The organism is Burkholderia sp. Bp8994 (assembly GCF_003853805.1).
Taxonomy (GTDB): domain Bacteria; phylum Pseudomonadota; class Gammaproteobacteria; order Burkholderiales; family Burkholderiaceae; genus Burkholderia.
The window spans coordinates 139,443-161,447 of sequence record NZ_QTQH01000009.1 but is presented as its reverse complement, the minus strand read 5'-3'; the positions used below and the strand labels follow the sequence as shown (position 1 = coordinate 161,447).

Genomic DNA, 22,005 nt, shown 5'->3' with positions numbered 1-22,005 from the left:
GCCGGCGCATTGCGCGGAAGATGTCATGGCGCGGAATTTGCAGTAATGGCCCGGACACAACTTCCAATGTCGAGGCCACCATGCACCATTACTTAAAAAAGACGACGGTATCGCTGGCCGTCCTGTCGCTGCTCTCACTGTACGGCTGCGGTTCGGTCGACGGGCCGGTCACGCCGTCGATCAAGCCGAGCACGTCGGGGACGTCCGGGACTTCGGGGACTTCCGGAACGTCCGGCGGCGGCTCGTCGGGTACGTCCGGCGGCGGTAGTTCGGGGACGTCGGGGACTTCGGGGACTTCGGGGACTTCGGGTACTTCGGGTACTTCCGGCACGTCGGGTACTTCCGGCACGTCGGGCACTTCCGGTACGTCGGGCACGTCGGGCACTTCCGGTACGTCGGGTACTTCCGGCACCTCGGGCACTTCCGGTACGTCGGGCACCTCGGGCACCTCGGGCACGTCCGGCACGTCCGGCACGTCCGGCACGTCCGGCACGTCCGGCACTTCCGGCACTTCCGGCACGTCCGGCACGTCGGGCACTTCCGGCACGTCCGGCACGTCCGGCACGTCGGGCACTTCCGGTACTTCCGGTACTTCAGGCACTTCCGGTACTTCAGGCACCTCCGGCACCAGCGCCACCCCGCTCGGCAACGTCCTCCAGCAAACCGGCACGCTCGTCACGGCACTGGGCACGACGGTCGCGAACGGCGGGTCGCAGATCGGCGGCGTACAGGTCCCCGGCACGAACCCGACGACGGCCACCAGCATCGGCAATGCGGTCACCAGCCTCGGCAGCGGCGTGCAGTCGCTCGGCAACGGCGTCGCGGCCGGCCTCGGCTCGATCGGCGTGTCGCCGAACCCGCTCGGCCCGACGCTCACGTCGACCACCGGCCTGCTGACCGGCGCCGGCGGCGCCGTCAACAACCTCGGCAACGCGGTGACGAGCCTCGGCACCGGTCCGCTGGCGCCGCTCGCGCCGGCGACGACCCTGGTCGGCAGTCTCGTCAACACGGTCGGCACCGCGGTCAACTCCACCGCATCGGCGCTCAACACGGCGCTGAACAGCGCGCCGGTGCAGCAACTCGAGACGCAGCTCGGCAGCGTGATCAACCCGATCACCAACACGCTGACCGGCGGCGTCACGACGCCTGGCGCCACGCAGACGCTCGGCAACGCGACCCTGCTCGGCGCCCCGCTCAGCGGCCTGCTGAACACGCTCGGCAGCGGCCTCGGCCTCGCCGGTACGCAGGTCGGCAGCGCGACCGGCAACCCGGTCGGCACGAGCGCCGGCAACAGCGTGTCCCAGCTCGGCAACACGGTGTCGTCGACAGGCGGCCTGCTGTCCAGCGGCAGTTCCAGCAGCGGCACCAACCCGCTCGCCCCGATCACGGGCGTGCTCGGTTCGCTGACGGGCGCCCTCGGCGGCGGCAGCAGTTCGAGCGGCTCCGGCGGCACCAGCGGGACGAGCGGCACCAGCGGCGGCCCGCTCGCGCCGATCACGGGCCTGCTCGGCACGGTGACGGGCGCCCTCGGCGGCCTCGGTTCGAGCGGTACGGGCGGCACCAGCGGCACGAGCGGTACCAGCAGCTCGGGCGCCGGCAGCCTGCTGGCACCGGTCACCGGCCTCGTCAATTCGCTGACGCCGCTTGGCGCAAGCCTCACCGGCACGGTCACGACGCCGGGCGGCAACCTGACCGGCAACCTCGGCGGTGCGCTGACGAGCGGCCCGGTCGGCACGCTGACGGGCTCGCTGACGTCGGCGGTCGGCACGCTCGGCGCAGTCGGCACGGCCAGCCCGGGCGGCGCGGCCGGCACGGTGACGACGCCGTCCGGCAGCGGCACCGTCACGGCCGGCCTGACCGGCAGTTCGAACGGCGGCACCGCGGCTGGCGCGACCAACCTGCTGGCACCGGTGACGAACCTGCTCGGCGGCCTGCTCGGCACCGCCCCGAAGAAGTAACGCGTCACGTATCAGAACCACAGGCCAATGGCCGGGCACATACCAATCCAAAGCCCGGCCGATGGCCGGCGCCACCCGCCAAGCGGGGGCGCCGGCCGTCATCCCGACGAGGATCCGATCATGAATTCCACGCTCGACGGCATCGCCGCGGTCCAGGACCGCCCGCCCCGTTCCGCCACGCCGTTCCGCGCCGGCCTGCTCGGCATCGCGGCCGGTCTCTTCGCGCTGTGGATCACGCGCGACCAGCCGAGCCTCGATGCGGCCACGCGCGCGGTCGTCGCCAGCCTCGCGATCATCGGCACGATCGCGCTGCACGAAATCTTCATCTCGCGCGTCTACCTGCGCCCGAGCGCGGGACTGTCGCGCCAGGCCGTGCGCCCGCTCGGGCTCGCCCGCGTCGCGACGCGGCTCGGCGCGCTGACGTCGATCTACGCCGGCATCGCCGCGATCTACTGGCTGCTGCCCGAATATCACGGCGCGTTCTACCTGCCGTTCTGGTCGCTGCTGCGCTCGCTCGCGCCGTACGTGATCGTCGCCGCGCCGTTCTACTTCGCGTGGATGGATCGCCACCAGCGCGAGACCGACGACGCGTACCTGCTGTGGGGCCGCTACCTGTTCCGCCGCGAGCAGCCCGCGAGCTGGCAGCCCGTGCGCGAGATGCTCGCCGGCTGGGGCGTGAAGGCGTTCTTCCTGCCGCTGATGACGGTCTACCTGTCGAAGGACGCCGATCACCTGAGCGCATCGCTTGCGCACGCAGTGAACGCGCCGATGACGATCGCGACCTTCGTGTTCCTGTACGACCTGTCGTTCACGATGGACCTGATGTTCGGCACCGTCGGCTACCTGTGCACGTTCCGCATCCTCGACAGCCACGTGCGCACCGTCGAGCCGACCACGCTCGGCTGGGTCGCCGCGCTGATGTGCTACCAGCCGTTCTGGTCGCTGATCTCGAACAACTACATCCGCTACGAAGGCTCGCTGTTCTGGGACAACTGGCTGCTGTCCGCGCCGACGCTGCGCGTGATCTGGGGCGCGGCGATCATCCTGCTGCTGATGACCTATGCGCTGTCGACGATCTCGTTCGGGCTGCGTTTCTCGAACCTCACGAACCGCGGGATCATCACGTCGGGCCCGTATCGTTTCACGAAGCATCCGGCGTACATCACGAAGAACCTGTCGTACTGGATGGTGTCGGTGCCGTTCGTCGAGCCGCTCGGCTGGCAGGTCGGGCTGATGCACTGCGCGGGGCTCGTCGCGGTCAATCTGATCTACTACACGCGGGCGAAGACGGAGGAACGTCATTTGATGCGTGATCCTGACTATCGCGCGTATGCGGAATGGATCGCGCAGCATGGGTTGTTCGCGCGGGTCAGGCGGGCGTTCGGAGTGCGGCAGGCAGGGTGAGGCGGCGGCGCGACGAGATCGCCGCAACCACCGGGTGAAGAAGGTCGTTGCGGCTCGGCGATCCGTGGACGTGCCCGCTCCCATGAGCAGATCCTGATGAAGTTCGTTTGCCGTGAAGTGTGTGCAATTTCGAGACAAACACCGACAAGCGACATCGACACATCCGCCCCTTGCGACCGATTGTCGCGAAACACCCCCGATTCCCCGCGTTTCGTCGCTTTTCTCCCGCCGTCCGGTTGCCCGCCCCGTGCCCGTCGCGTATGGTGCTGACCGTCCGCGCGCCTGCCGCCCGGACCTTCGACCGTCGTCCCGCACGACGGCCGCGCGGGCCGTGCCCGCCATCACCGTCTCCGCGGCACCGCCGTTCGGCGCCGCGCGTTCATGAGGAGAGAGGCGTGATCCACAAAGTCCTGATCCTGTTCGCACTCTGCATCGCGGGCCTCGCCGCGATCGCCGCCGGTTTCCAGCACATCCCCAGCTGATTCGCGGCCCCGGCTCGCACGTCGAGCCCGGGGGCCGCTGCCATTTCCTTTCCCGTTTGCGATGAACCCCTTTCTCGATGCGCCCGGGACGGGCGCCTTTTGCCATGCGTATCGACGTACAGCATTCCCAGCACGACATCGACGATGAACTCGACATGCTCCACGCGCGTCTGAACCAGCCGGGCCATCGCCTGCACGGCCTGCCGGCCGTCGCGCTCGGCGACTCGGGCCTGATCGTCCGCCACCGCGAGGCCGACGGCGAATATTTCCTTTACGTCGAGGATCCGTCGGCGCGGCAGCTCGCCGGCTACACGATCTTCAACCGGCTTCCCGAACTGCCGCGCCGCGCGGACCGCTACCTGCGCGCGCCGCATACGCGGCTGCGCGGGTCCGCGCAACGCAAGGGGCTTGCGACGACGCTGTATCGATGGGGACTCGACGCGGGTCTCTGCCTGATCAGCGGCGCACGCCAATCGGTCGGCGCGGCACAGCTGTGGACCGCGCTCGCGCACGACTACCGGCACGGCTTCGTCGACGTCGAAGGCCGCGCGCTGCGCTATCTCGGCGAAACCGTCGCGGACGACGTGTACGGTGCGCTGCATACGCGCCGCCTGTTGCTCGGCGACGGATGGACACTCGGTGACCTGGCACGGGCAACCGGGATGCGCGACACGGTTGCCACCCGGGGTCAGGACACGCCGTTGCCGCGGGACGGACGCGAATCGCATCACCTGCGCCGCGTCGCCGACGCGCGGCACGTCGCTCACGCGCCGATGCGATAATCCGGCGGATCCGCGCGCCGTCGCCGCGCAAGACCCCCACCCCTACGCTCCTTGATGGCTACCGAACCCCGAACCGATTCCGAGCGCCGCATCGACATCGTCGCGCTGTGCGGCAGCCTGCGTGCACAGTCGTACAACGCGGCGCTGCTGGACGCAGCCGCCCGCGTTGCGCCGCGCGGGATGCGCATCACGCGTTTCGATCGTCTCGGCGAGTTTCCGCTGTTCAACCCCGATATCGAAGATCCGTCGCCGGCCGCGGTGCGCGACCTGATCGAGCGGCTGAATGCCGCGGACGGCGTGCTGATCGCGAGCCCGGAATACGCGCACGGCGTGACGGGCGTGATGAAGAACGCGCTGGACTGGATCGTGGGATGCGAGGCCGTCGTGTACAAGCCGGTCGCGGTATTGAACGCGTCGCCGCGCGCGACGCATGCGGACGCGGCGCTGCGGGAAACGCTGTCGGTGATGTCGGCGTGCATCGTCGAGCGCGCGTCGATCACGCTGCCGATCCTCGGCAGCCGGCTCGACGCGGCGGGCATCGCAGCGCATCCGCCGTTCGCGTCGGCGCTGACCGACGCGTTGCACGCACTGCGCGCGGCGATCGACGAGCAGGCGACCGCTCGCTAGACAGCGATCGGCGCGACGCAATCGCGTGCGTTATCGCACCTTGGTGCGCGTGGTCTTCTTCGCCGGTTTCAGCGTCTTCGCGGCTTTCGCGCGCGGCGCCTCCTTCTCCGGCTGCGCGCCGCCGCCGGCCAGATCCTCGAGCCACGCCAGCGCATCGATGTACGACAGGAACTGCTGCAGGTATTCCGGCGACAGCTCGCGCATCGTCGCGAGCGACCGGTGCACGAGGCTGTTCGAATTGAGCGGTCCCGCGTTGCGCGGCACCTGGTCGAGCGACTGGCGGTACTGCTGTTCGGTGCGGACCTTCGACCACATCGCGCGGAAGTAGTCGATCAGCGCGGGATCGATCCCGCGCCGGTCAGCCTCTGCATCGCGCGCGAGGCGCTCGACGAGCCCGCCGATCGCACCACGCACAGGCGCCTGCGCGTTCGCTTGCGCCGCCGAGCTGGCGGCTGCCGCTTCACCGGCTCGCGCGACGATCTGCGCAAACCCTTCCAGCAGCATCGCGAGCCGCGCATCGAGCAACGCGCGCGCATCGCCGTCGAGCGCGGCCGCGCGCTTCTCGAGCGCGTCGAGCCGATGGAAGCGCACCGGATCGAGCCGGTCGGCGCCCTGCTCGCGCCACGCGTCGAGCGTCGCGCGCACGTGCGTCGCGTCGTCCGTCACTTCGCCTTCCCTCCGCTCGACGCGGTCTTGCGCGGCACCGGCGCGATCTCCACGCGGCGGTTCTTCGCGCGGCCTTCATCGTCCGCATTCGAGCTGACCGGCTGCTCGGAGCCGAACGCGGCCGCGAACACCGACTTCGCCGGCGCGCCGGCGTCGATCAGCGCACGCGTGACCGTCAGCGCGCGCTTGGCCGACAGTTCCCAGTTGTCCGCGAACTGGCGGTTGCCGGCACGCACCTGCTGGTCGTCGGCGAAGCCGCTGATCATCAGGATCTCGTCGCGCGTCGTCAGGTAGGCGGCCAGCGGCGCAGCCAGCGTCTTCAACAGATCGCGGCCCTCGGGCTGCAACTGGTCGGAGTTCAGCGCGAACAGCACGTTGCCGCTGATGCCGATGCGGCCGTTTACGAGCGTGACGCGGCCGGCCGCGAGCGGCCCGGCCAGCGCCTCCTCGAGCGACTTGCGCTGCTGCGCTTCCTGCTGGCGCGCGCGCACGGCTTCCTCGAGCTTCGACGTGAGCTGCAACTGCATGCCGATCACGCCGACGAGGACCAGCACGAACGCGCCGAGCAGCACCGACATCAGGTCGGCGAACGCGGGCCACACCGGCGCGGAAGGCGCGCCGTCGTCGATTTCGTCGTGCATGCGTTACGCTCCGACCGATGCCCGCCGACCGGCGATCTGCTGCAGGTCCTCGACGATCTGCTTCTGCGACATCATGCTCAGGTCGATCACCTCGCGCGCCTGCGCGACGTAGTACTCGAGCTGCTCGTCGCTGCGCGCGAGCGATTTCTCGAGCGCGGCCTCGATGCGTTGCAGGTGGTTCAGCAGCTTGTCGTTCGACTCGCCGAACACCTGCACGGCCGCACCGAACGCATCGCCGAGGCTCGCGACCTCGACCGCACCGGCCGTGACCTGTGCGGCGACCGAATCGAGCTTGCGCGTTTCGGCATCGACGGTGTCGTTGAAGCGCGCGCCGACGCGCTCGAGCAGGTCGGCCGACGTGCTGACGAGTGCGTCGATCGCGGTGCGCTGTTCGGTCGACGCGTGATTGACCGCGCCGAGCAGCGTCTCGAGCGTCGCGAGCAGGCGGCTGCGCTCCTCGAGCATCGCGGTGTCGCGCACCATGCTGTCGGACAGGCGCTGGCGCAGTTCGGCGACGACGTCGGCCGCGGCCTTCGGCGCTTCCGATGCGGCCTGCACGAGGCGCGAGATCTCGTTGATCGTGTCGCTTGCATGCACCTGCGCCTGCGCGGTGATGTCGTTCGCGGTGCGGGTCAGCGTGTCGCAGATGTCCTGCTGGCGCGTCGCGGCCTGCGCGCTCGTCTGCGCCCATTCGTCGCGCAGCGCGGCGGCCATCGCGGCGAGCGAGTCGTTCCATGCGGACAGGCGTTCTTCGTCGCGCGCGGCCAGTTGCGTTTGCAGGCCGGCGTGCGAATCGCGGATCGTCGACAGCAGGTCGTTCGAGCGTTGTTCGAACGTAGACGCTTGTGCCGCGAGATCGCGCGTCGTTTGTGCGAGTGCGTCGCAGATTTCCTGCTGACGGCCCGCGCTGTGCACGCCCGCGCGCTGCCACTCGTCGCCGAGCTTTGCAGCCATCTCGGCCAGCGAATCGTTCCATGCCGACAGGCGTTCTTCGTCGCGTGCGGCCAGTTGCGTCTGCAGGCCCGTGTGCGATTCGCGAATCGTCGCCAGGAGGTCGTTCGAACGTTGCTCGAACGTCGCTGCTTGTGCGGTCAGATCGCGCGTGGTTTGTGCAAGGGCGTCGCAGATTTCCTGCTGACGGCCCGCACTGTGCACGCCCGCGCGCTGCCACTCGTCGCCGAGCTTCGTCGCCATCGCGGCGAGCGAGTCGTTCCATGCGGAGAGGCGCTCCTCATCGCGCGCGGCCAGTTGCGTTTGCAGCCCCGTGTGCGAATCGCGAATCGTCGACAGCAGATCGTTCGAACGTTGTTCGAACGTAGACGCCTGTGCCGCGAGATCGCGCGTCGTCTGTGCGAGCGCATCGCAGATTTCCTGCTGACGGCCCGCGCTGTGCGCGCCCGCGCGCTGCCATTCGTCGCCGAGCTTCGTCGCCATCGCGGCGAGCGAGTCGTTCCATGCGGACAGACGTTCCTCGTCGCGTGCCGCGAGTTGCGTCTGCAAGCCCGTATGCGACTCGCGGATCGTCGACAGCAGATCGCTCGAACGTTGTTCGAACGTAGACGCCTGTGCCGCGAGATCGCGCGTCGTTTGCGCCAGCGCATCGCAGATTTCCTGCTGACGGCCCGCGCTGTGCGCGCCCGCGCGCTGCCATTCGTCGCCGAGCTTCGCGGCCATCGCCGTCAGCGACGCATTCCACGCCGTCAGGCGTTCCTCGTCGCGCGCGGCCAGTTGCGTCTGCAGCCCCGCATGCGACTCGCGCATCGCGGCGAGCGCCGCGCCGGAATGCCGCTCGAAGGTCGCGGCAGCTTCGCCGAGCGCCTGCGCATGCTGGCCGGCCAGCGTCGCGCCGACCTGCTCCTGGCGCGCGAGCGCATCGCGCCACACGTCGGATAGCCGGCTTTCGGTCGATTCGAGGCGCGTCGCGACGCCGTCGAGCAGGTCCGTCGACCGCTGCGCGAAGGTGTCGGTGAACTGGCCGAGCGTCGTCTGCAATTGCTGCGCGACGGTGTCGCCCGCGCGGCGCTGCTCGTCGAGCGCGCGGTTCCAGACGGCCGTCACGTTCCCGGTGGTCTTCTCGAAACCGTCGGTCAGCCCGTCAAGCTGACGCTGCACGGCGCCCGTCACGGTGTCGCGCAACGCGGCCATCTCCTGCGCGAGCCCCGTCATCGTCGCCGCGACGACCGGCTGCAGCGCGGCACCGGCGACGCGCGCGCTCTCGGCGGCGCTTTCCTTCAGCGCATCGCCGACGTTCGACGCCAGGCCCGCATACGCGCGCTCGGTCCGATCGAAGAACGCCTGCTGGCTTTCGATCTGGCGATCGTGCAGCGCGACGCTGCGCGCCTCGAGCGTCGTCATCATCGTCTGCAGCCGGTCGACCAGGGCCGGCATCACGTCGGCCTGGCGCTGCAGCAGCCGGAAGGATTCGTCGCGCTGGTGTGCGGACGAATGCACGCGCAGCGTCGTCGCGATCTTCGCGTCGAGTTGCTGGCCCGCGTCGAGCCGTTCGCGGCGCACGAGCGCGGACAGGAGGCCGAGCATCGCCGACGTCGCGACGCCCGCGATCGACGTGCCGAACGCGAAGCCGAGGCCCTTCACCGGCGCGATCAGCGACGCGCGGATCGCGTCGAGGTCGGTCGCGCTTTCGAGCGCGGCGCCCGTGCCCTTCAGCGTGACGACCATCCCGAGCAGCGTGCCGAGCATGCCGAGCAGCACGAGCAGGCCGACGAGATACGGCGTCAGCGACGGGCCCGGCAGCGCGACGCGCGCGCCTTCGACGCGCGCCCGCACGGCGCCGCGCAGGCCCGCGGGCAGCGTGTCGAGCCAGGTGTCGAGCTGCGCCGGCGGTTCGGTCAGCCCGGCCACCGCGCGCGACAACGTGGCGGTCGCCTGCCGGTAGCGCCGCAGCTCCCACGCACCGGCGACGTAGCACGCGCCGATCAGCAGCGTGACGGCCGTCGCGAGCGGGTTCGACGCGACATAGCCGACGCCGATCCAGCACACTGCGAGCAGGCCGGCGATGAAGACAACGAGATCAAGACGAATTCTGGACATAGCGTAGGGATTAGCAGGTACGAAGGGCCGCGAGCAGCCCGTCTACCGTTTGAAACCGGACTTCGAGTTCGGCGAGCAGGATGCTTTGCATCTCGTTGCGGAACGTGTCGAGCCACGTGCCGGGCACGATCGCCACAGCGGGCGGTGCGTCGCCGTCGGGATCGGCAGCGGCCGCCGCTTGCGCGTCGGCCAGCGCCTGCCGTTCCGCGTCGCGCAGCCGCTCGAAGCGCGTGCCGAGCAGCGCGGGCACGGCGGACAGCAGGCTGCGCTCGCGCGCGCCGAGCACGCGCTCCATGATCGCGTCGAGCGCCGCGAGCCGCGCCATCCCGGACGCGCGCGCGGCCAGCGCGACCCGCAGGCGGCCGCGCAACTGGCCGATCGCCGTTTCCATTTCCTGCTGCAGGGACAGACAGCTCTGGCGGAAATCCGCGAAGTCCGCCGTGTCGGCGGGCGGCGGCGGCATTTCGCCGGGGCGCCGCCGCGTACGCGGACGGTGGGCGGCCGTGATCGCCTGCGCGAGGTCGTGACGCACGCGCGCGCAGTCGCGCTCGGCGTCGTAACCGCGCACGCCGGCCGCGACGCCGGGCGGGCTCGCATTCAGCGCGGACGACAGCGTGATCGCGTCGGTCCAGCCGAGCCACTGGCTCAGGCGGTCCGACAGCGTCTGCCGGGATTCCGCGACGTCGGCATCGGTCAGGCGCGCGAGCAGCCGGACGAGCGTCGGGCCGCTCAGTGCCGGGCGCGGGGGTGCTTGCACCATGCTGCAAACCGTCAAAAAAGGCAGCAGTTTACACGTCGTCGGGAGGTCGGCCGCCAGAATCGGGGAAGCAGCCCGGCCCGGCACGCCGTGCAACCGGCGCGAACGCCCGCCGTACAAGGCTCGCGGGGCGGTTGTCGGGGTTTCCCGGTGCGCCGGCGTCGGTCAGGCGACGAGTCGGGCCGCGTTCCAGAGCCGGAGCGGGCGGGCGCGGGCCGGTTCGGGGTTCGGTGCTCTCGCCTGCGCATCAACAAACGTTCACCCACACGCGTTTCCATCACGGACGTGCGGTACCATCGCGACACCCGCCACGCGAATCGCGTCCGACGCGGGCCCGCGCCGCCATGCAGCCGGCGCGCGGGCCGCCACCGGCCGCATTCCGGGTATCAGGCCGATATCCGCGGGCCGCAGGCGTCGCGCCCCCGGCAGACGGGTGCCGCCGCTCACGACAACGAGAGATCAATAACAGACGGGCCCGCCCGACCGCATACGATGATTTCCGACTTCGTCGCGCGCCTGCGCGAGCGCTTCAGCAAACCGCCCAGCCGGCAGGACTTCGCCGAACGCCTGATCGCCGCGCTGCGCGCGACCGGCGACACGCGCGAGTGGCTTCACGAACACGACAAGGGCCGACTCGTGCAAGCCGATGCCCCGTCGAACATCATCAACCTCCACAACCTGTTCCGCGATTACGCGGACGCGAAGCCCACCGAGCGCGAAGCGACGCTGCTGCGCCAGGCGAACGCGATGATGCAGCACGAGATTCCGGCGAACTTCGCCGACGTGCGCGCGCGGCTGCGCCCCGTGATCCGCAGCGCGACCGAGCGCGGCACGGTCGCGCTGCAGCTCGCCGGACAGCCCGAAGCGTCGGAGGTGGCGTTCCGGCCACTGTGCGAGAACCTCGAGATCGGCATCGCGTACGACGGCGAATTCAGCGTCGCGCGGCTGACGAGCGCGCGGCTCGCCGAATGGGGCGTCAGCTTCGACGCCGCCTGCGACATCGCGATCGACAACCTGCGCGGCGCGTCGTCGGCACCGTGGGTCGCGTTGCGCGACGGCGTGTTCCTGTCGCAGTTCGGCGACTACTACGACGCGTCGCGGCTGCTGCTGACCGACCTGCTGCATCGCCAGCCGATCTCCGGCGCGCCGGTCGTGATGGCGCCGAACCGGGCCGTGCTGCTGCTCACCGGCGACCGCAACACGGCCGGTCTCGCGACGATGGTCGAACTTGCCGAACACGCGCGCGCGCAGCCGCGTCCGCTGCCGCCGCTGATGCTGCGCTGGGACGGCGCCGCGTGGCGGAACTTCATCCCGGCAGGACTGGAGGCGAAGCTGCACGCGCTGCGCGTGGACGAACTCGCCGGCGACTACCAGGATCAGCGCACGCAGCTGGACGACCTGCACAAGCGGGACGGCACCGACATCTTCGTGGCGACCTACACCGTGTATCGACGGCAGAACGGCGAACTGTTCAGTGTCAGCGTGTGGAGCGACGGCGTGCCGACGCTGCTGCCCGAGACGGACATCGTCGTGCTCTACCGGGAAGCGACGCGGCAGTCGGCGCACGTGCCGATGGCCGCGCTGCGGGACGCGTGCGGCGACCTGATGACAGCCACCGCGCATCGCCCGGTGCGGTATGAAGTGAAGGCGTTTCCGGACGAGGCGCGGTTCGCGGCGCTGCTGGAGCGGTTTCCGGCGGTGTGACGCGCGCTCGCGCGGGCGGATTGAGCGGATTGAGCGGATTGAGCGGATTGAGCGGATTGAGCGGATTGAGCGGATTGAGCGGATTGAGCGGATGAGCGGATGAGCGGATGAGCGGATGAGCGGATGGGCTGATGGACGGACGGATGGGGCGGATGGGCCCAAAAGAATCGCCCGGCTCGGACCGTCCCGCCACCGGACGGAATGACCGGCCGCGCCGGCATGCCCGTCGGGAATGAAACGACGGTGCGCGCGAGCGGCACCGCCTGCCGTCAGATCCCCGCTTTCGGCGCGTTCAGGATCAGCCGCAGGCCGAGCAGCGTGATCGCGCCGGCCGCGACGCGGTCGACCCACTTCTTCGCGCGCAGGTATAGTTCGCGCGGCCGGCGGGTCGAAAAGCACAGCGCAACGATCGTGTACCAGCCGAATTCGACGCCGAACACGAGCGGCGGCAGCGCCAGGTAGCACCACAGCGGCGGATGCTGCGGCAACAGCGCCGCGAAGATGCTGCCGTACCAGATCGCCGTCTTCGGATTGCTCAGCTGGGTCGTGAGGCCGGTCCAGAACGACTTGGGCGCGCTGCCGGCGACGACGGCCTGCGGGTCGTCCATCGCGATCGGCCGGTCGGCGCCGCGCCAGATCTTCGACGCCATGTAGATCAGGTATGCGCCGCCGGCCACCTTGAGCCCGACGTACAGCCATTCGACCGCCTGCAGCAGCGTATAGAGCCCAGCCAGCGCGACGCCGCCGAACGCGATCCCGCCGACACCCATGCCGAGCGCGGTCGCGAGCCCGTCGCGGCGCGACAGCCCGATCGAATTGCGGGCGACCAGCACGAAACTCGGTCCCGGAATCATTGCGCCAAGCCACAGCGCGGCCAGAATGGCGAGTACGGCAGCCGATGCAGTCATCGAAGTCTCCTTGGTCGACGGCGCCGACATGCCGGCGCCTGCGTGTCGCGTCGAGAATCGAGTCGCATTGCATCGATCGCCGACGCTGAAGCCGACGATTCTGGCACGCTTCGCCGCCCGCCGAAAGCGCCCGCGCGCTGCTATGCTGGCTGCCGTTCCCGCCCTCGCGCCCCGCCCCATGATCGAGATCCGCGCCGCCCGCTATCCCGACGATGCCGCCGTCGTCGAAGCGATCTTCCGCGAATACATCGCAAGCCCCACCGTCAGCCTCGCGTTCCAGGACTACGAGCCGGAGCTCGCCGCACTGCCGGGCAAATACGCGGCCCCGCGCGGGCAACTGCTGCTCGCATGGCACGGCGAGCGCGCGGTCGGCTGCGCGGCGTTTCGGGAAATCGACGCGACGACGTGCGAGATGAAGCGCGTGTACGTGCGCCCAGACGCGCGCGGGCTGAACGTCGGCCGCCAGCTCGTCGAACGGCTGCTGCGCGACGCGAAGGCGGCCGGCTATGCGCGGATGTGCCTCGACGTGCTGCCCGAGTTCGTCGCCGCACGGCAACTGTATGGTTCGCTCGGCTTCACGCCCGCGCCGCCGGTCGCGTTCAATCCGGTGCCAGGCACCGAGTTCCTCGGGCGGGATCTGTGATGATCGCCACCGCACGCTGCGCCCTGGTTGCGCTGCTCGCCGCACTGTCGTCCGGCGCACGCGCCGGCGACCTGCCGCCATCGGTCGCGACGCAACTGCCGTCCGGCTACCGGCCGCTCGTTGTACAGGAAGGGCCGGACCTCGGCAACGGACGGCGCAGCTTGCTCGTCGTCGTGCATCGCGAAGCCGATACGCGCGCGCAGCCGTCGCCGCGCCCGCTGCTGATCTTCGAGGAACAGCCCGATCGCGCGTACCGGCTCGCCGCGCGCAACGACCACGTCGTCCTGCGCGCGAACGAAGGCGGCCAGTGCGATCCGTTCGATCCCGAAGACGCCGCCGACAGCGGCCTCGCGGTGAAAGGCCGCTATTTCACCGTGCAGAACTTCGTCGCCTGCGGGCAACACTGGAGCGACTTCGTGACGTTCCGCTACGACCCGCGCACCCGGGGCTGGCTATTCTCCAGCGAGATCTATACCGAATCGTTTCCGCTCGACGAGCAGCCCGACCAAGTCACCGTCACGCGCGCCGATGCGCACCGGCCGGTATCGTTCGGCCAATGGCGGCGCAAGGACTGAAGGACCCGCGCAGCGCAATCCTCAACCGGCGCGCAGCCGCGTTGCCGCCGGCCATGAAGCCTGCCGGCCGTCATGAACAATGTTCCGCGTCGCCCGCATCCGTACGACTCGCCTCCCCCCGCCAACCGGTCTACCATAGGCGCTCGTCGTCGTTCGGGCGCGCGCCGGCGCGGCATGCGGCTTGCGCGTGGTCCCTTCCCACGTTGAACCAGCGCAGGAGGACGTCATGACGCAACACTTCGATGCGATCGTCATCGGCACGGGCCAGGCCGGGCCGCCGCTCGCCGCACGGCTCGCCGGCGCCGGCATGAAAGTCGCGATCGTCGAACGCGGCCGCTTCGGCGGCACCTGCGTGAACACCGGCTGCATCCCGACCAAGACGCTGATCGCAAGCGCGTATGCCGCGCAACTCGCGCGGCGCGCGCAGGAGTACGGAGTGTCGGTCGGCCCCGTCAGCGTCGACATGAAGGCCGTGAAGGCGCGCAAGGACCGGATCTCCGGCCGCTCGAACCACAACGTCGAGCAATGGGTGCGCGGGCTCGACCACACGACGGTGTTTCAGGGTCATGCCCGATTCGAGCGGCCCGATGCGGTGCGCGTGGGCGACGACGTGCTCGAGGCCGAACGCATCTTCATCAACGTTGGCGGACGCGCGCAGATCCCGTCGATGCCGGGCCTCGACTCGGTGCCCTATCTGACCAACTCGACGATGATGGACGTCGACTTCCTGCCGGAGCATCTCGTGATCATCGGCGGCAGCTACGTCGGGCTCGAATTCGGCCAGATGTACCGCCGCTTCGGCTCGAAGGTCACGATCGTCGAGAAAGGCGCGCGCCTGATCCATCGCGAGGACGAGGACGTGTCGCAGGCCGTGCGCGAGATTCTCGAGAACGAAGGCATCGACGTGCAGCTCGACGCGAACTGCCTGAGCGCACGGCGCGACGGCGACGGCGTCGCGGTCGGCCTCGACTGCACCGGCGGCCGCCGCGAGGTCGCGGGCTCGCACCTGCTGCTCGCGGTCGGCCGCGTGCCGAACACCGACGATCTCGGGCTCGAGCGGGCCGGCGTCGCGACCGACGCGCGCGGCTACATCACGGTCGACGACCAGCTGCGCACCAGCGTGCCCGGCATCTGGGCGCTCGGCGACTGCAACGGGCGCGGCGCGTTCACGCATACCGCGTACAACGACTACGAGATCGTCGCGGCCAACCTGCTCGACAACGATCCGCGCAAGGTGTCCGACCGCATCAACGCGTACGCGATGTACATCGATCCGCCGCTCGCCCGCATCGGCATGACGCTCGCGGAAGCAAAGCAGACCGGCCGCCGGCTGCTGGTCGGCACGCGGCCGATGACGCGCGTCGGCCGTGCGGTGGAAAAAGGCGAGAGCCTGGGTTACATGAAGGTGATCGTCGACGCGGACAGCCATGCGATTCTCGGCGCGTCGATCCTCGGCGTGACCGGCGACGAGGTCGTGCACGGCATGCTCGACGTGATGGCCGCCGGCGCGCCGTACACGACGATCAGCCGCACGATGCACATCCACCCGACCGTGTCGGAGCTCGTGCCGACCTTGCTGCAGGATCTGCATCCGGTCGAATGAAGGATCGCGGAAACGGGCGTGCATCCTGCGCGCCCGTTATGCACGCGCGCTGCACATTGCCCATCCGGCCCCGTCACGCGGCGCCGTGCCATCGCAAACCGCACTGATCGCCAGTCGAATATTTAATTTTCACCTGGACGAGCGCGCCTTTACCCTTTCGGCATCGCATCACAGGGCCACCGGCCCCCTCTGGAGCATTCCGATGACCGACCCCGGCACCGCGCAAGCCGTTTCCCGCCCGCACGCGGCTTCCGTGTCCTATGGCGCGCTCGCGCTGCTGGTGCTGGCCGGGCTCAACCTGCGTCCGTTCCTGACCGCGTTCGGCCCCGTGCTCGACCTCGTGCGTGCCGACACGGGCCTCGGTTTCCGCGCGGCGGCGCTGCTGACCACGCTGCCGTTCGTGCTGATGGGTGTCGTCGCCGGCCTCGGCGTCGGGCTCGCGCGGCGCTTCGGCGAGCAACGCGCGCTGCTCGCCGCGCTGGCGTTGATCGCCGCGGGTTGTACCGCGCGCCTGTGGAGCGACGGCAGCACCGGACTGGCCGTCACGGCAATCGTCGCGGGTGCGGGCGTCGCCGTGGTGCAGTCGCTCGCGCCGGGCCTCGCCAAGCGCTGGTTCGTCGACCGGCTGCCGCTCGCGATGGGCCTCTATTCGGCCGCGCTGGTCGGTGGCGGTGCGTTCGGCGCGGTCGCGAGTCCGTGGCTCGCCGCGCACGGCGGCTGGCATCTGTCGCTCGCCGTGTGGGCCGTGCCCGCGCTCGTCACGCTCGCGCTGTGGCGCGCGAAGGCGCCGCGCGACGCGCTGCATGCGGCGGCGGCATCGGCGCCCGTCGCCGCGTTCGTACGCATTCCGCGCGCATGGCAACTTGCGCTGTTCTTCGGCCTCAGCAACAGCGGCTATGCGAGCCTCGTCGCGTGGCTGCCCGCGTTTTATCGCAGCGTCGGCATGAACCCGCAGGCGAGCGGCAACCTGCTCGCGTGGATGGCGCTGTTCCAGGCGGCCGGCGCGCTCGCGATGCCGATGTTCGCGAAACGTTCGCACGATCGCCGCCCGGTGCTGTGGCTCACGCTCGCGCTGCAGACGGCCGGCTTCGCCGGCTTCGCGACGATGCCCGCGCTCGCGCCGTGGATGTGGGTCGCGAGCGTCGGCATCGGGCTCGGCGGCTTCTTCTCGATGAGCCTGATCGTCACGCTCGATCACCTGCCCGATGCGCGGCTCGCGGGTGCGCTCGCCGCGTTCGTGCAAGGCGTCGGCTTCCTGACCGTCGCCGCGAGCCCGTGGTTGATCGGCTGGCTGCGCGACGCCGGCGGCGGCTTCGCGATCGCGTGGTGGATGCATCTCGGCGTGATCGCGTCGATGGCCGCGCTGAACGCCACGTTCTCGCCCGCCGGTTACCGGCGCAGCATGGCGCGCGTCACCGGCGCGGCGCGCTGACACCGCAACATCGGCTTCCCTGATCCGGACGATCGCCGGCCGCTTGCGGCGCTCGTCCAGCCGCCCGCGCATGGCCGGGCGCGGGCCGTCACGCCCATCGGCCGCCATTCGCTTCACCCCAGAACGACATCAATCGGTAAGGAGACAATCATGAAAAAGCTCGTCATCGCCGTCGCGCTCGCGCTGACGGCCGCCGCCGCCGCCGCGAAAGACCCGGCCGTCCTGCGCCTCGGCGTCGATCCCAGCTACGCGCCGTTCGAATCGCTCGCACCCGACGGCACGCTCGTCGGCTTCGACATCGACCTCGGCAACGCGATCTGCGAACGCATGAAGGTGCGCTGCGTGTGGGTCGAGAACGCCTTCGACGGGATGATCCCGGCGCTGAAGGCGCGCAAGTTCGACGGCGTGCTGTCGTCGATGAGCGTGACCGAGAAGCGCCTCGCGCAGATCGCGTTCACCGACAAGATCAACAACGTGCCGCCGCGCCTCGTCGCGCGACGCGGCGCGAACCTGCAGCCGACGGCCGAGTCGCTGACCGGCAAGAGCGTCGGCGTCGAACAGGGGTCGACGCAGGAGACTTATGCGCGCACGTACTGGGAACCGAAGGGCGTGATCGTGCGCACGTACCAGACGCAGGACCTCGTCTATCAGGATTTGATTGCCGGTCGTCTCGACGCGTCGCTGCAATCATCGGTACAGGCCGATCTCGGCTTCCTGAAGACCGCGAAGGGCGCGAACTTCGCGTTCGCGGGGCCGCCGCTGCATGACCCGAAGACGCTCGGCGTCGGTTCCGCGATCGGCGTGCGCAAGGATGACGACGCGCTGCGCACGCAGATCAACCAGGCGCTCGCCAGCCTGATCCAGGACGGCACGTATCAGCGGATCGCGAAGAAGTATTTCTCGTTCGATATCTACAACTGACGGACTCGGCCGGTTGCGGCCGGTGGCTCAAAGGGGGCGGCGCATGCGAGTGCGACGCCCCCTTTCTTCTTTTCCGGAACCGGTTCGTCAACTCCTTTCCACCCACGCCCGGTGCAATGGCATCGACCCATCGTCTGACGACGGCTTCGCTATTCGCAATCACCGACGAAGTGCCACCTGTTCAGCGACAGGCACGAAGCTTGCGCCTTGCGCCCGCTCGCCTGTTCGAACGGCGAGCGCGCGTCGCTTCGCGGCTGCCGCGATGCGTGATCGGCTGGCCAGCGCCGCATTCAATAACGAAGGAGACGTTGTCATGGACGAGACGAATGCATATCGCCGCTACGATCGCCGCCGCTTTCTCGCCGGCGTTGCCGCGGTGGCCGGCAGTGTCGCACTGCCGGGTTGCGGCGGCGGAGGGGACGGCATATCGGCCGTGGACGGCAATGCGCGCGCCCCATCGATCGGCGACACGCCGTCGCCGAACGGCGGCAATCGCTACAGCCTGCCGCGGCCGGCGTTGCCCGATCCGGCGAGTTCCGGCATCGATCACATCGTGCTGGTCACGATGGAAAATCGATCGTTCGACCATTTCATGAGCTGGGTGCCGGGTGCCGAGGGGATGCCCGCCAATCGGCAGTTCAGGGACGCGTTCGGCGGGACCAACGCACCGTTTCCGCTGTCGGCGAATCCCGCCTACGGCTATCAGGCATGCGCGTACCACGACCCGAACCACACCTACCAGGGCGCGCGCACGCAACTGGCTGCGGGCGAGATGAACGGCTGGCTCCTGACGCCCGGGACGAGCCTGACCCAGGGCGACCTGCTGCCCATCGGCTATTACACGTCGGCCGACCTGCCGTTCTTCAGCGCGGCGGCAAGCAGCTACACCATCGGCGACTTCTACTTCAGCGGCGTGCTGACCAATACGTTTCCGAATCGCCTCTACCTGCACAGCGGCGCCACCGACCGCCTCACCGATACCCCCGACAATTCGTCGCTGCGCACGATCTGGGACAACCTGAGCGACGCCGGCATCGGTTGCAGTTACTACTACCACGACGTGCCGTTCACCGCGCTGTATGGCACGCGCTATCTCGGCATCTCGCATGCGTTCGCGGATTTCCTGGCGAATGCGGCGGCGGGAACGCTGCCGCCGTTCTGCATGGTCGACCCGGTTTTCGCGGGCGAGCTGCAAGGTGCGTCCGCGGACGACCATCCGCATGCGGACATCCGCGACGGGCAGGCGTTTCTCAACCAGGTGTACGACGCACTGCGCACGAGTCCCACCTGGAACCGCACGCTGATGATCGTCGTATATGACGAGTGGGGCGGTTTTCTCGAGCACGCGGTGCCGCCGATCCGGCCGATCAGCAACAACGAGCTCGCGCTCGGCAACGACGGCAAGCTCGGCTTTCGCGTGCCGCTCGCCCTGCTCGGCCCGCGCGTGCGGGCAGGCTCGGTGACGCGCTACCCGTTCGACCCGAGCTCGATTCACGCGCTGCTGCAATGGCGTTTCGGGCTGAAGCCGCTCGGCGTGCGCGGCAGCGATCCGGCGACCTTCAATCTCGCTTACGCGCTCGATTTCAACGACGCGCCGCGCACGGACGCGCCGGCGTTCACGGTCCCGCAAGGTCCGTTCGGCGGAACGTGTCCCGGGACGACCGCGCCGTCGTCGCCCGGTTCGGTTACCGGCGTGGATCCGTCGCAAATGGCGGCCAATCCGGCGGCCAATCCCGCAACCAATCCGGCGGTCGACCGCTTCGCCGAGTTGCGCGCGAAGGCCGCGGCACTGGGGTTCAGGACCGGAGGCTGACGGCCGCATGGAGGCGGCGGTCGACACACGATACGGCGACAGGCGAGCGATGGCCGGGGATCCGTAGGGCAACACCCGGCAGTTCGCCACGTATCAGCGCGATCAGTCGATCGCCGAGATCCGGTCGCGACTGGCCGACGGCGACCGGCAGATGGCCGGGGCCACGGACGATTCGCGTGCATCCCGAGCGGCGCATGCGACGTGGCCTCGACGATCGGCGCGCCGTGCTTCGCGAGCACGCATCCACCCTCCGTCCCCCGCTGTCGCAATCATCCAGATTCGCGTCGCGTGCAGATAAAACCTCCGCGCCCGGCCCGCCGTTAACCCGTTCGCAGTCCCGGCGCCCCGCCTTGCAACGCGGCGCCCGTCGTCGTTCGTGATCCGGAATCCACATCCGCCGTCGGCCGCCCGTCGGGCCGCCGGCAAGGGAACGTCATGCGAAAACTCACCATCCGCGGCGGCCTCGTCGCGACCGTCGCCGGCTATACGGCGCTGCTCGTCCTGGTCGTCGGCGCGTGCATCGCCGCGCTCTACGCCGGCAACGGCTCGCTCGAAGCAATGTACCGCGACGACACCGCGTCGCTGCTGCACCTGAAAACCAGCTCGGAGCGCATGCTCGTGCTGCGCGAACGCGTCAGCGACGTCGCGCAGATCATCAGCGCCGGCCAGCCCGCGAAGGCGGAAATCGCGCAGCTCCACACGCTCCTCAAGCAGAGCGACGACGAACTGGACGCGTACTCGCGGTTGCATGCGCGCGACGCCGACGAGCAGGCCTTGTTCGATACGCTGCAGCAGCGCCGTCGCACCTTGCTCGATCGGGCTTTCCTGAAAGCGATGTCGCAACTCGACCACGACAACGCCTTCGACTTCCTCGACACGCACCGCACCGCGCCGCCGGCACTCTTCACCGCCTACCAGGAAGCGATCGATGCGCTCGAATCGTTCCAGGTCGCGCGCCAGAAGGCGCGCTACGACGCGGCCGGCGAACGCTTCCACCGGATCGTGTGGGCCATGGCGGCGGTCGCCGCCTTCGCGCTGGTCGTCGGCTTCCTGGCGCAGCGCGTGCTCGCGAAGGCGATCATCGCGCCGATCCATCTCGCCGTCGCGCATTTCGACAGGATCTCGAAAGGCGACCTGACCGGCGCGGTCGTCATTCCGGGCGAAAACGAAATGGCGTATCTGTTGAATGCATTGAAGCGCATGCAGGACGGCCTCGTCGAAACCGTGAGCCAGGTGCGCGCGAGCACCGAGACGATCGTCGGCGACGTGCGCACGATCGCGAGCGGCAACGTCGACCTGTCCGCGCGCACCGAGCAGCAGTCCGTCTCGCTGCAGCAAGCCGCGGCGAGCGTGGAGCAACTGACGGCAACCGTGCGCCAGAACGCGGACAACGCACGCGATGCGCGCACTTACGCCGAGGGTGCGGCCGGCATCGCGGCAAAGGGCGGAGACGCGATGCAGCGCGTCGTCGAGACGATGTCGGCGATCTCGCACAGCTCCGCGCGGATTTCCGGCATCGTCGGCGTGATCGAAAGCATCGCATTCCAGACCAACATCCTCGCGTTGAACGCCGCCGTCGAAGCGGCGCGCGCGGGCGAACAGGGACGCGGTTTCGCCGTCGTCGCGACCGAGGTGCGCGGGCTCGCGCAGCGCTGCGCATCGGCGGCGAAGGAGATTCGCGAACTCATCGGCAATTCCGCGCAGCGCGTCGAAGACGGCAGCGGTCTCGTCGCACTCGCCGGTTCGGCGATGACTGAGCTCGTCGTCGCGGTCGAGCGCGTGAACGCGATCATGGGCGAAACGAGCATCGCCTTCGACGAGCAGTCCGCCGGCATCGAGCAGGTGAATGCCGCGGTCATCCAGATGGAGCAGACGATGCAGCGCAATGCCGCGCTGGTCGAGGAAGCGGCCGCCGCGGCGTTGTCGCTCGAGGATCAGGGCGCGCGGCTCAGCGATGCCGTCGCGCAATTCCGTCTGCGAGAAGCGGCGGCGGCGTGATGTAACGGCCCGGCCCGTGGCGGGCTGGCCGGCCCGTCAC

The 22,005-nt window shown here is 69.5% G+C and carries 17 protein-coding genes; 12 read left to right on the top strand and 5 right to left on the bottom strand.

What is annotated here, in order from left to right:
* The first annotated feature begins 80 nt into the window (after positions 1-80).
* The 4 genes from DIE04_RS11955 to DIE04_RS11940 all read left to right on the top strand — a co-directional run bounded on the left by DIE04_RS11955 (position 81) and on the right by DIE04_RS11940 (position 5,253).
* The gene (locus DIE04_RS11955) at positions 81-1,958 is read left to right on the top strand and encodes a collagen-like triple helix repeat-containing protein (protein ID WP_124573034.1); all 1,878 of its coding nucleotides are present in this window, start codon (positions 81-83) and stop codon (positions 1,956-1,958) included.
* A gap of 120 nt (positions 1,959-2,078) precedes the next feature.
* The gene (locus DIE04_RS11950) at positions 2,079-3,362 is read left to right on the top strand and encodes an isoprenylcysteine carboxylmethyltransferase family protein (RefSeq protein WP_124522068.1); all 1,284 of its coding nucleotides are present in this window, start codon (positions 2,079-2,081) and stop codon (positions 3,360-3,362) included.
* Between the two features lie 586 nt (positions 3,363-3,948).
* On the top strand, positions 3,949-4,626 hold the full coding sequence (locus DIE04_RS11945) for a histone acetyltransferase (RefSeq protein WP_185500348.1): 678 nt from the start codon (positions 3,949-3,951) through the stop codon (positions 4,624-4,626).
* Positions 4,627-4,680: 54 nt separating this feature from the next.
* A complete protein-coding gene (locus DIE04_RS11940; protein ID WP_124520350.1) occupies positions 4,681-5,253 on the top strand; it encodes an NADPH-dependent FMN reductase in 573 nt (190 codons plus the stop codon).
* 30 nt (positions 5,254-5,283) lie between these two features.
* On the opposite strand, the gene DIE04_RS11935 is transcribed toward DIE04_RS11940, so the two are convergent.
* The 4 genes from DIE04_RS11935 to DIE04_RS11920 are packed head-to-tail and all read right to left on the bottom strand — an operon-like array spanning position 5,284 to position 10,371.
* The gene (locus DIE04_RS11935) at positions 5,284-5,919 is read right to left on the bottom strand and encodes a DUF2894 domain-containing protein (RefSeq protein WP_124520351.1); all 636 of its coding nucleotides are present in this window, start codon (positions 5,917-5,919) and stop codon (positions 5,284-5,286) included.
* The gene (locus tag DIE04_RS11930) at positions 5,916-6,560 is read right to left on the bottom strand and encodes an OmpA family protein (protein WP_124573032.1); all 645 of its coding nucleotides are present in this window, start codon (positions 6,558-6,560) and stop codon (positions 5,916-5,918) included. Before DIE04_RS11930 ends, DIE04_RS11935 begins: the two co-directional genes overlap by 4 nt.
* 3 nt (positions 6,561-6,563) lie before the next feature.
* Entirely contained in the window at positions 6,564-9,611 is a 3,048-nt protein-coding gene (locus tag DIE04_RS11925) for a DUF802 domain-containing protein (protein ID WP_124522065.1), read from the bottom strand.
* Positions 9,612-9,621: 10 nt separating this feature from the next.
* A complete protein-coding gene (locus DIE04_RS11920) occupies positions 9,622-10,371 on the bottom strand; it encodes a DUF3348 domain-containing protein (protein ID WP_124487639.1) in 750 nt (249 codons plus the stop codon).
* A gap of 489 nt (positions 10,372-10,860) precedes the next feature.
* Here DIE04_RS11920 and DIE04_RS11915 point away from each other — a divergent pair, with 489 nt between their 5' ends.
* Positions 10,861-12,072 (top strand): hypothetical protein, encoded by a 1,212-nt coding sequence (locus DIE04_RS11915; protein ID WP_124522063.1) that lies wholly within the window; start codon positions 10,861-10,863, stop codon positions 12,070-12,072.
* Positions 12,073-12,341: 269 nt separating this feature from the next.
* On the opposite strand, the gene DIE04_RS11905 is transcribed toward DIE04_RS11915, so the two are convergent.
* Entirely contained in the window at positions 12,342-12,980 is a 639-nt protein-coding gene (locus DIE04_RS11905; protein ID WP_124522061.1) for a LysE family translocator, read from the bottom strand.
* A gap of 178 nt (positions 12,981-13,158) precedes the next feature.
* Here DIE04_RS11905 and DIE04_RS11900 point away from each other — a divergent pair, with 178 nt between their 5' ends.
* The 7 genes from DIE04_RS11900 (at position 13,159) to DIE04_RS11870 (ending at position 21,965) form a co-directional block, all read left to right on the top strand.
* Entirely contained in the window at positions 13,159-13,623 is a 465-nt protein-coding gene (locus DIE04_RS11900) for a GNAT family N-acetyltransferase (protein ID WP_044845332.1), read from the top strand.
* A complete protein-coding gene (locus DIE04_RS11895; RefSeq protein WP_124487641.1) occupies positions 13,623-14,198 on the top strand; it encodes a hypothetical protein in 576 nt (191 codons plus the stop codon). The genes DIE04_RS11900 and DIE04_RS11895 overlap by 1 nt, the downstream gene beginning before the upstream one ends.
* A 226-nt stretch (positions 14,199-14,424) precedes the next feature.
* The gene (locus DIE04_RS11890) at positions 14,425-15,801 is read left to right on the top strand and encodes an FAD-containing oxidoreductase (protein ID WP_124487642.1); all 1,377 of its coding nucleotides are present in this window, start codon (positions 14,425-14,427) and stop codon (positions 15,799-15,801) included.
* 202 nt (positions 15,802-16,003) lie between these two features.
* Positions 16,004-17,233 (top strand): cyanate transporter, encoded by a 1,230-nt coding sequence (locus DIE04_RS11885; RefSeq protein WP_124522059.1) that lies wholly within the window; start codon positions 16,004-16,006, stop codon positions 17,231-17,233.
* 150 nt (positions 17,234-17,383) lie between these two features.
* On the top strand, positions 17,384-18,154 hold the full coding sequence (locus DIE04_RS11880) for an ABC transporter substrate-binding protein (RefSeq protein WP_124522057.1): 771 nt from the start codon (positions 17,384-17,386) through the stop codon (positions 18,152-18,154).
* 313 nt (positions 18,155-18,467) lie between these two features.
* Positions 18,468-19,967, top strand: coding sequence for an alkaline phosphatase family protein (locus DIE04_RS11875; protein WP_124487645.1), 1,500 nt, complete (start codon positions 18,468-18,470; stop codon positions 19,965-19,967).
* A gap of 435 nt (positions 19,968-20,402) precedes the next feature.
* Positions 20,403-21,965 (top strand): methyl-accepting chemotaxis protein, encoded by a 1,563-nt coding sequence (locus DIE04_RS11870; RefSeq protein ID WP_124522055.1) that lies wholly within the window; start codon positions 20,403-20,405, stop codon positions 21,963-21,965.
* The last annotated feature ends 40 nt before the right edge of the window (positions 21,966-22,005 follow it).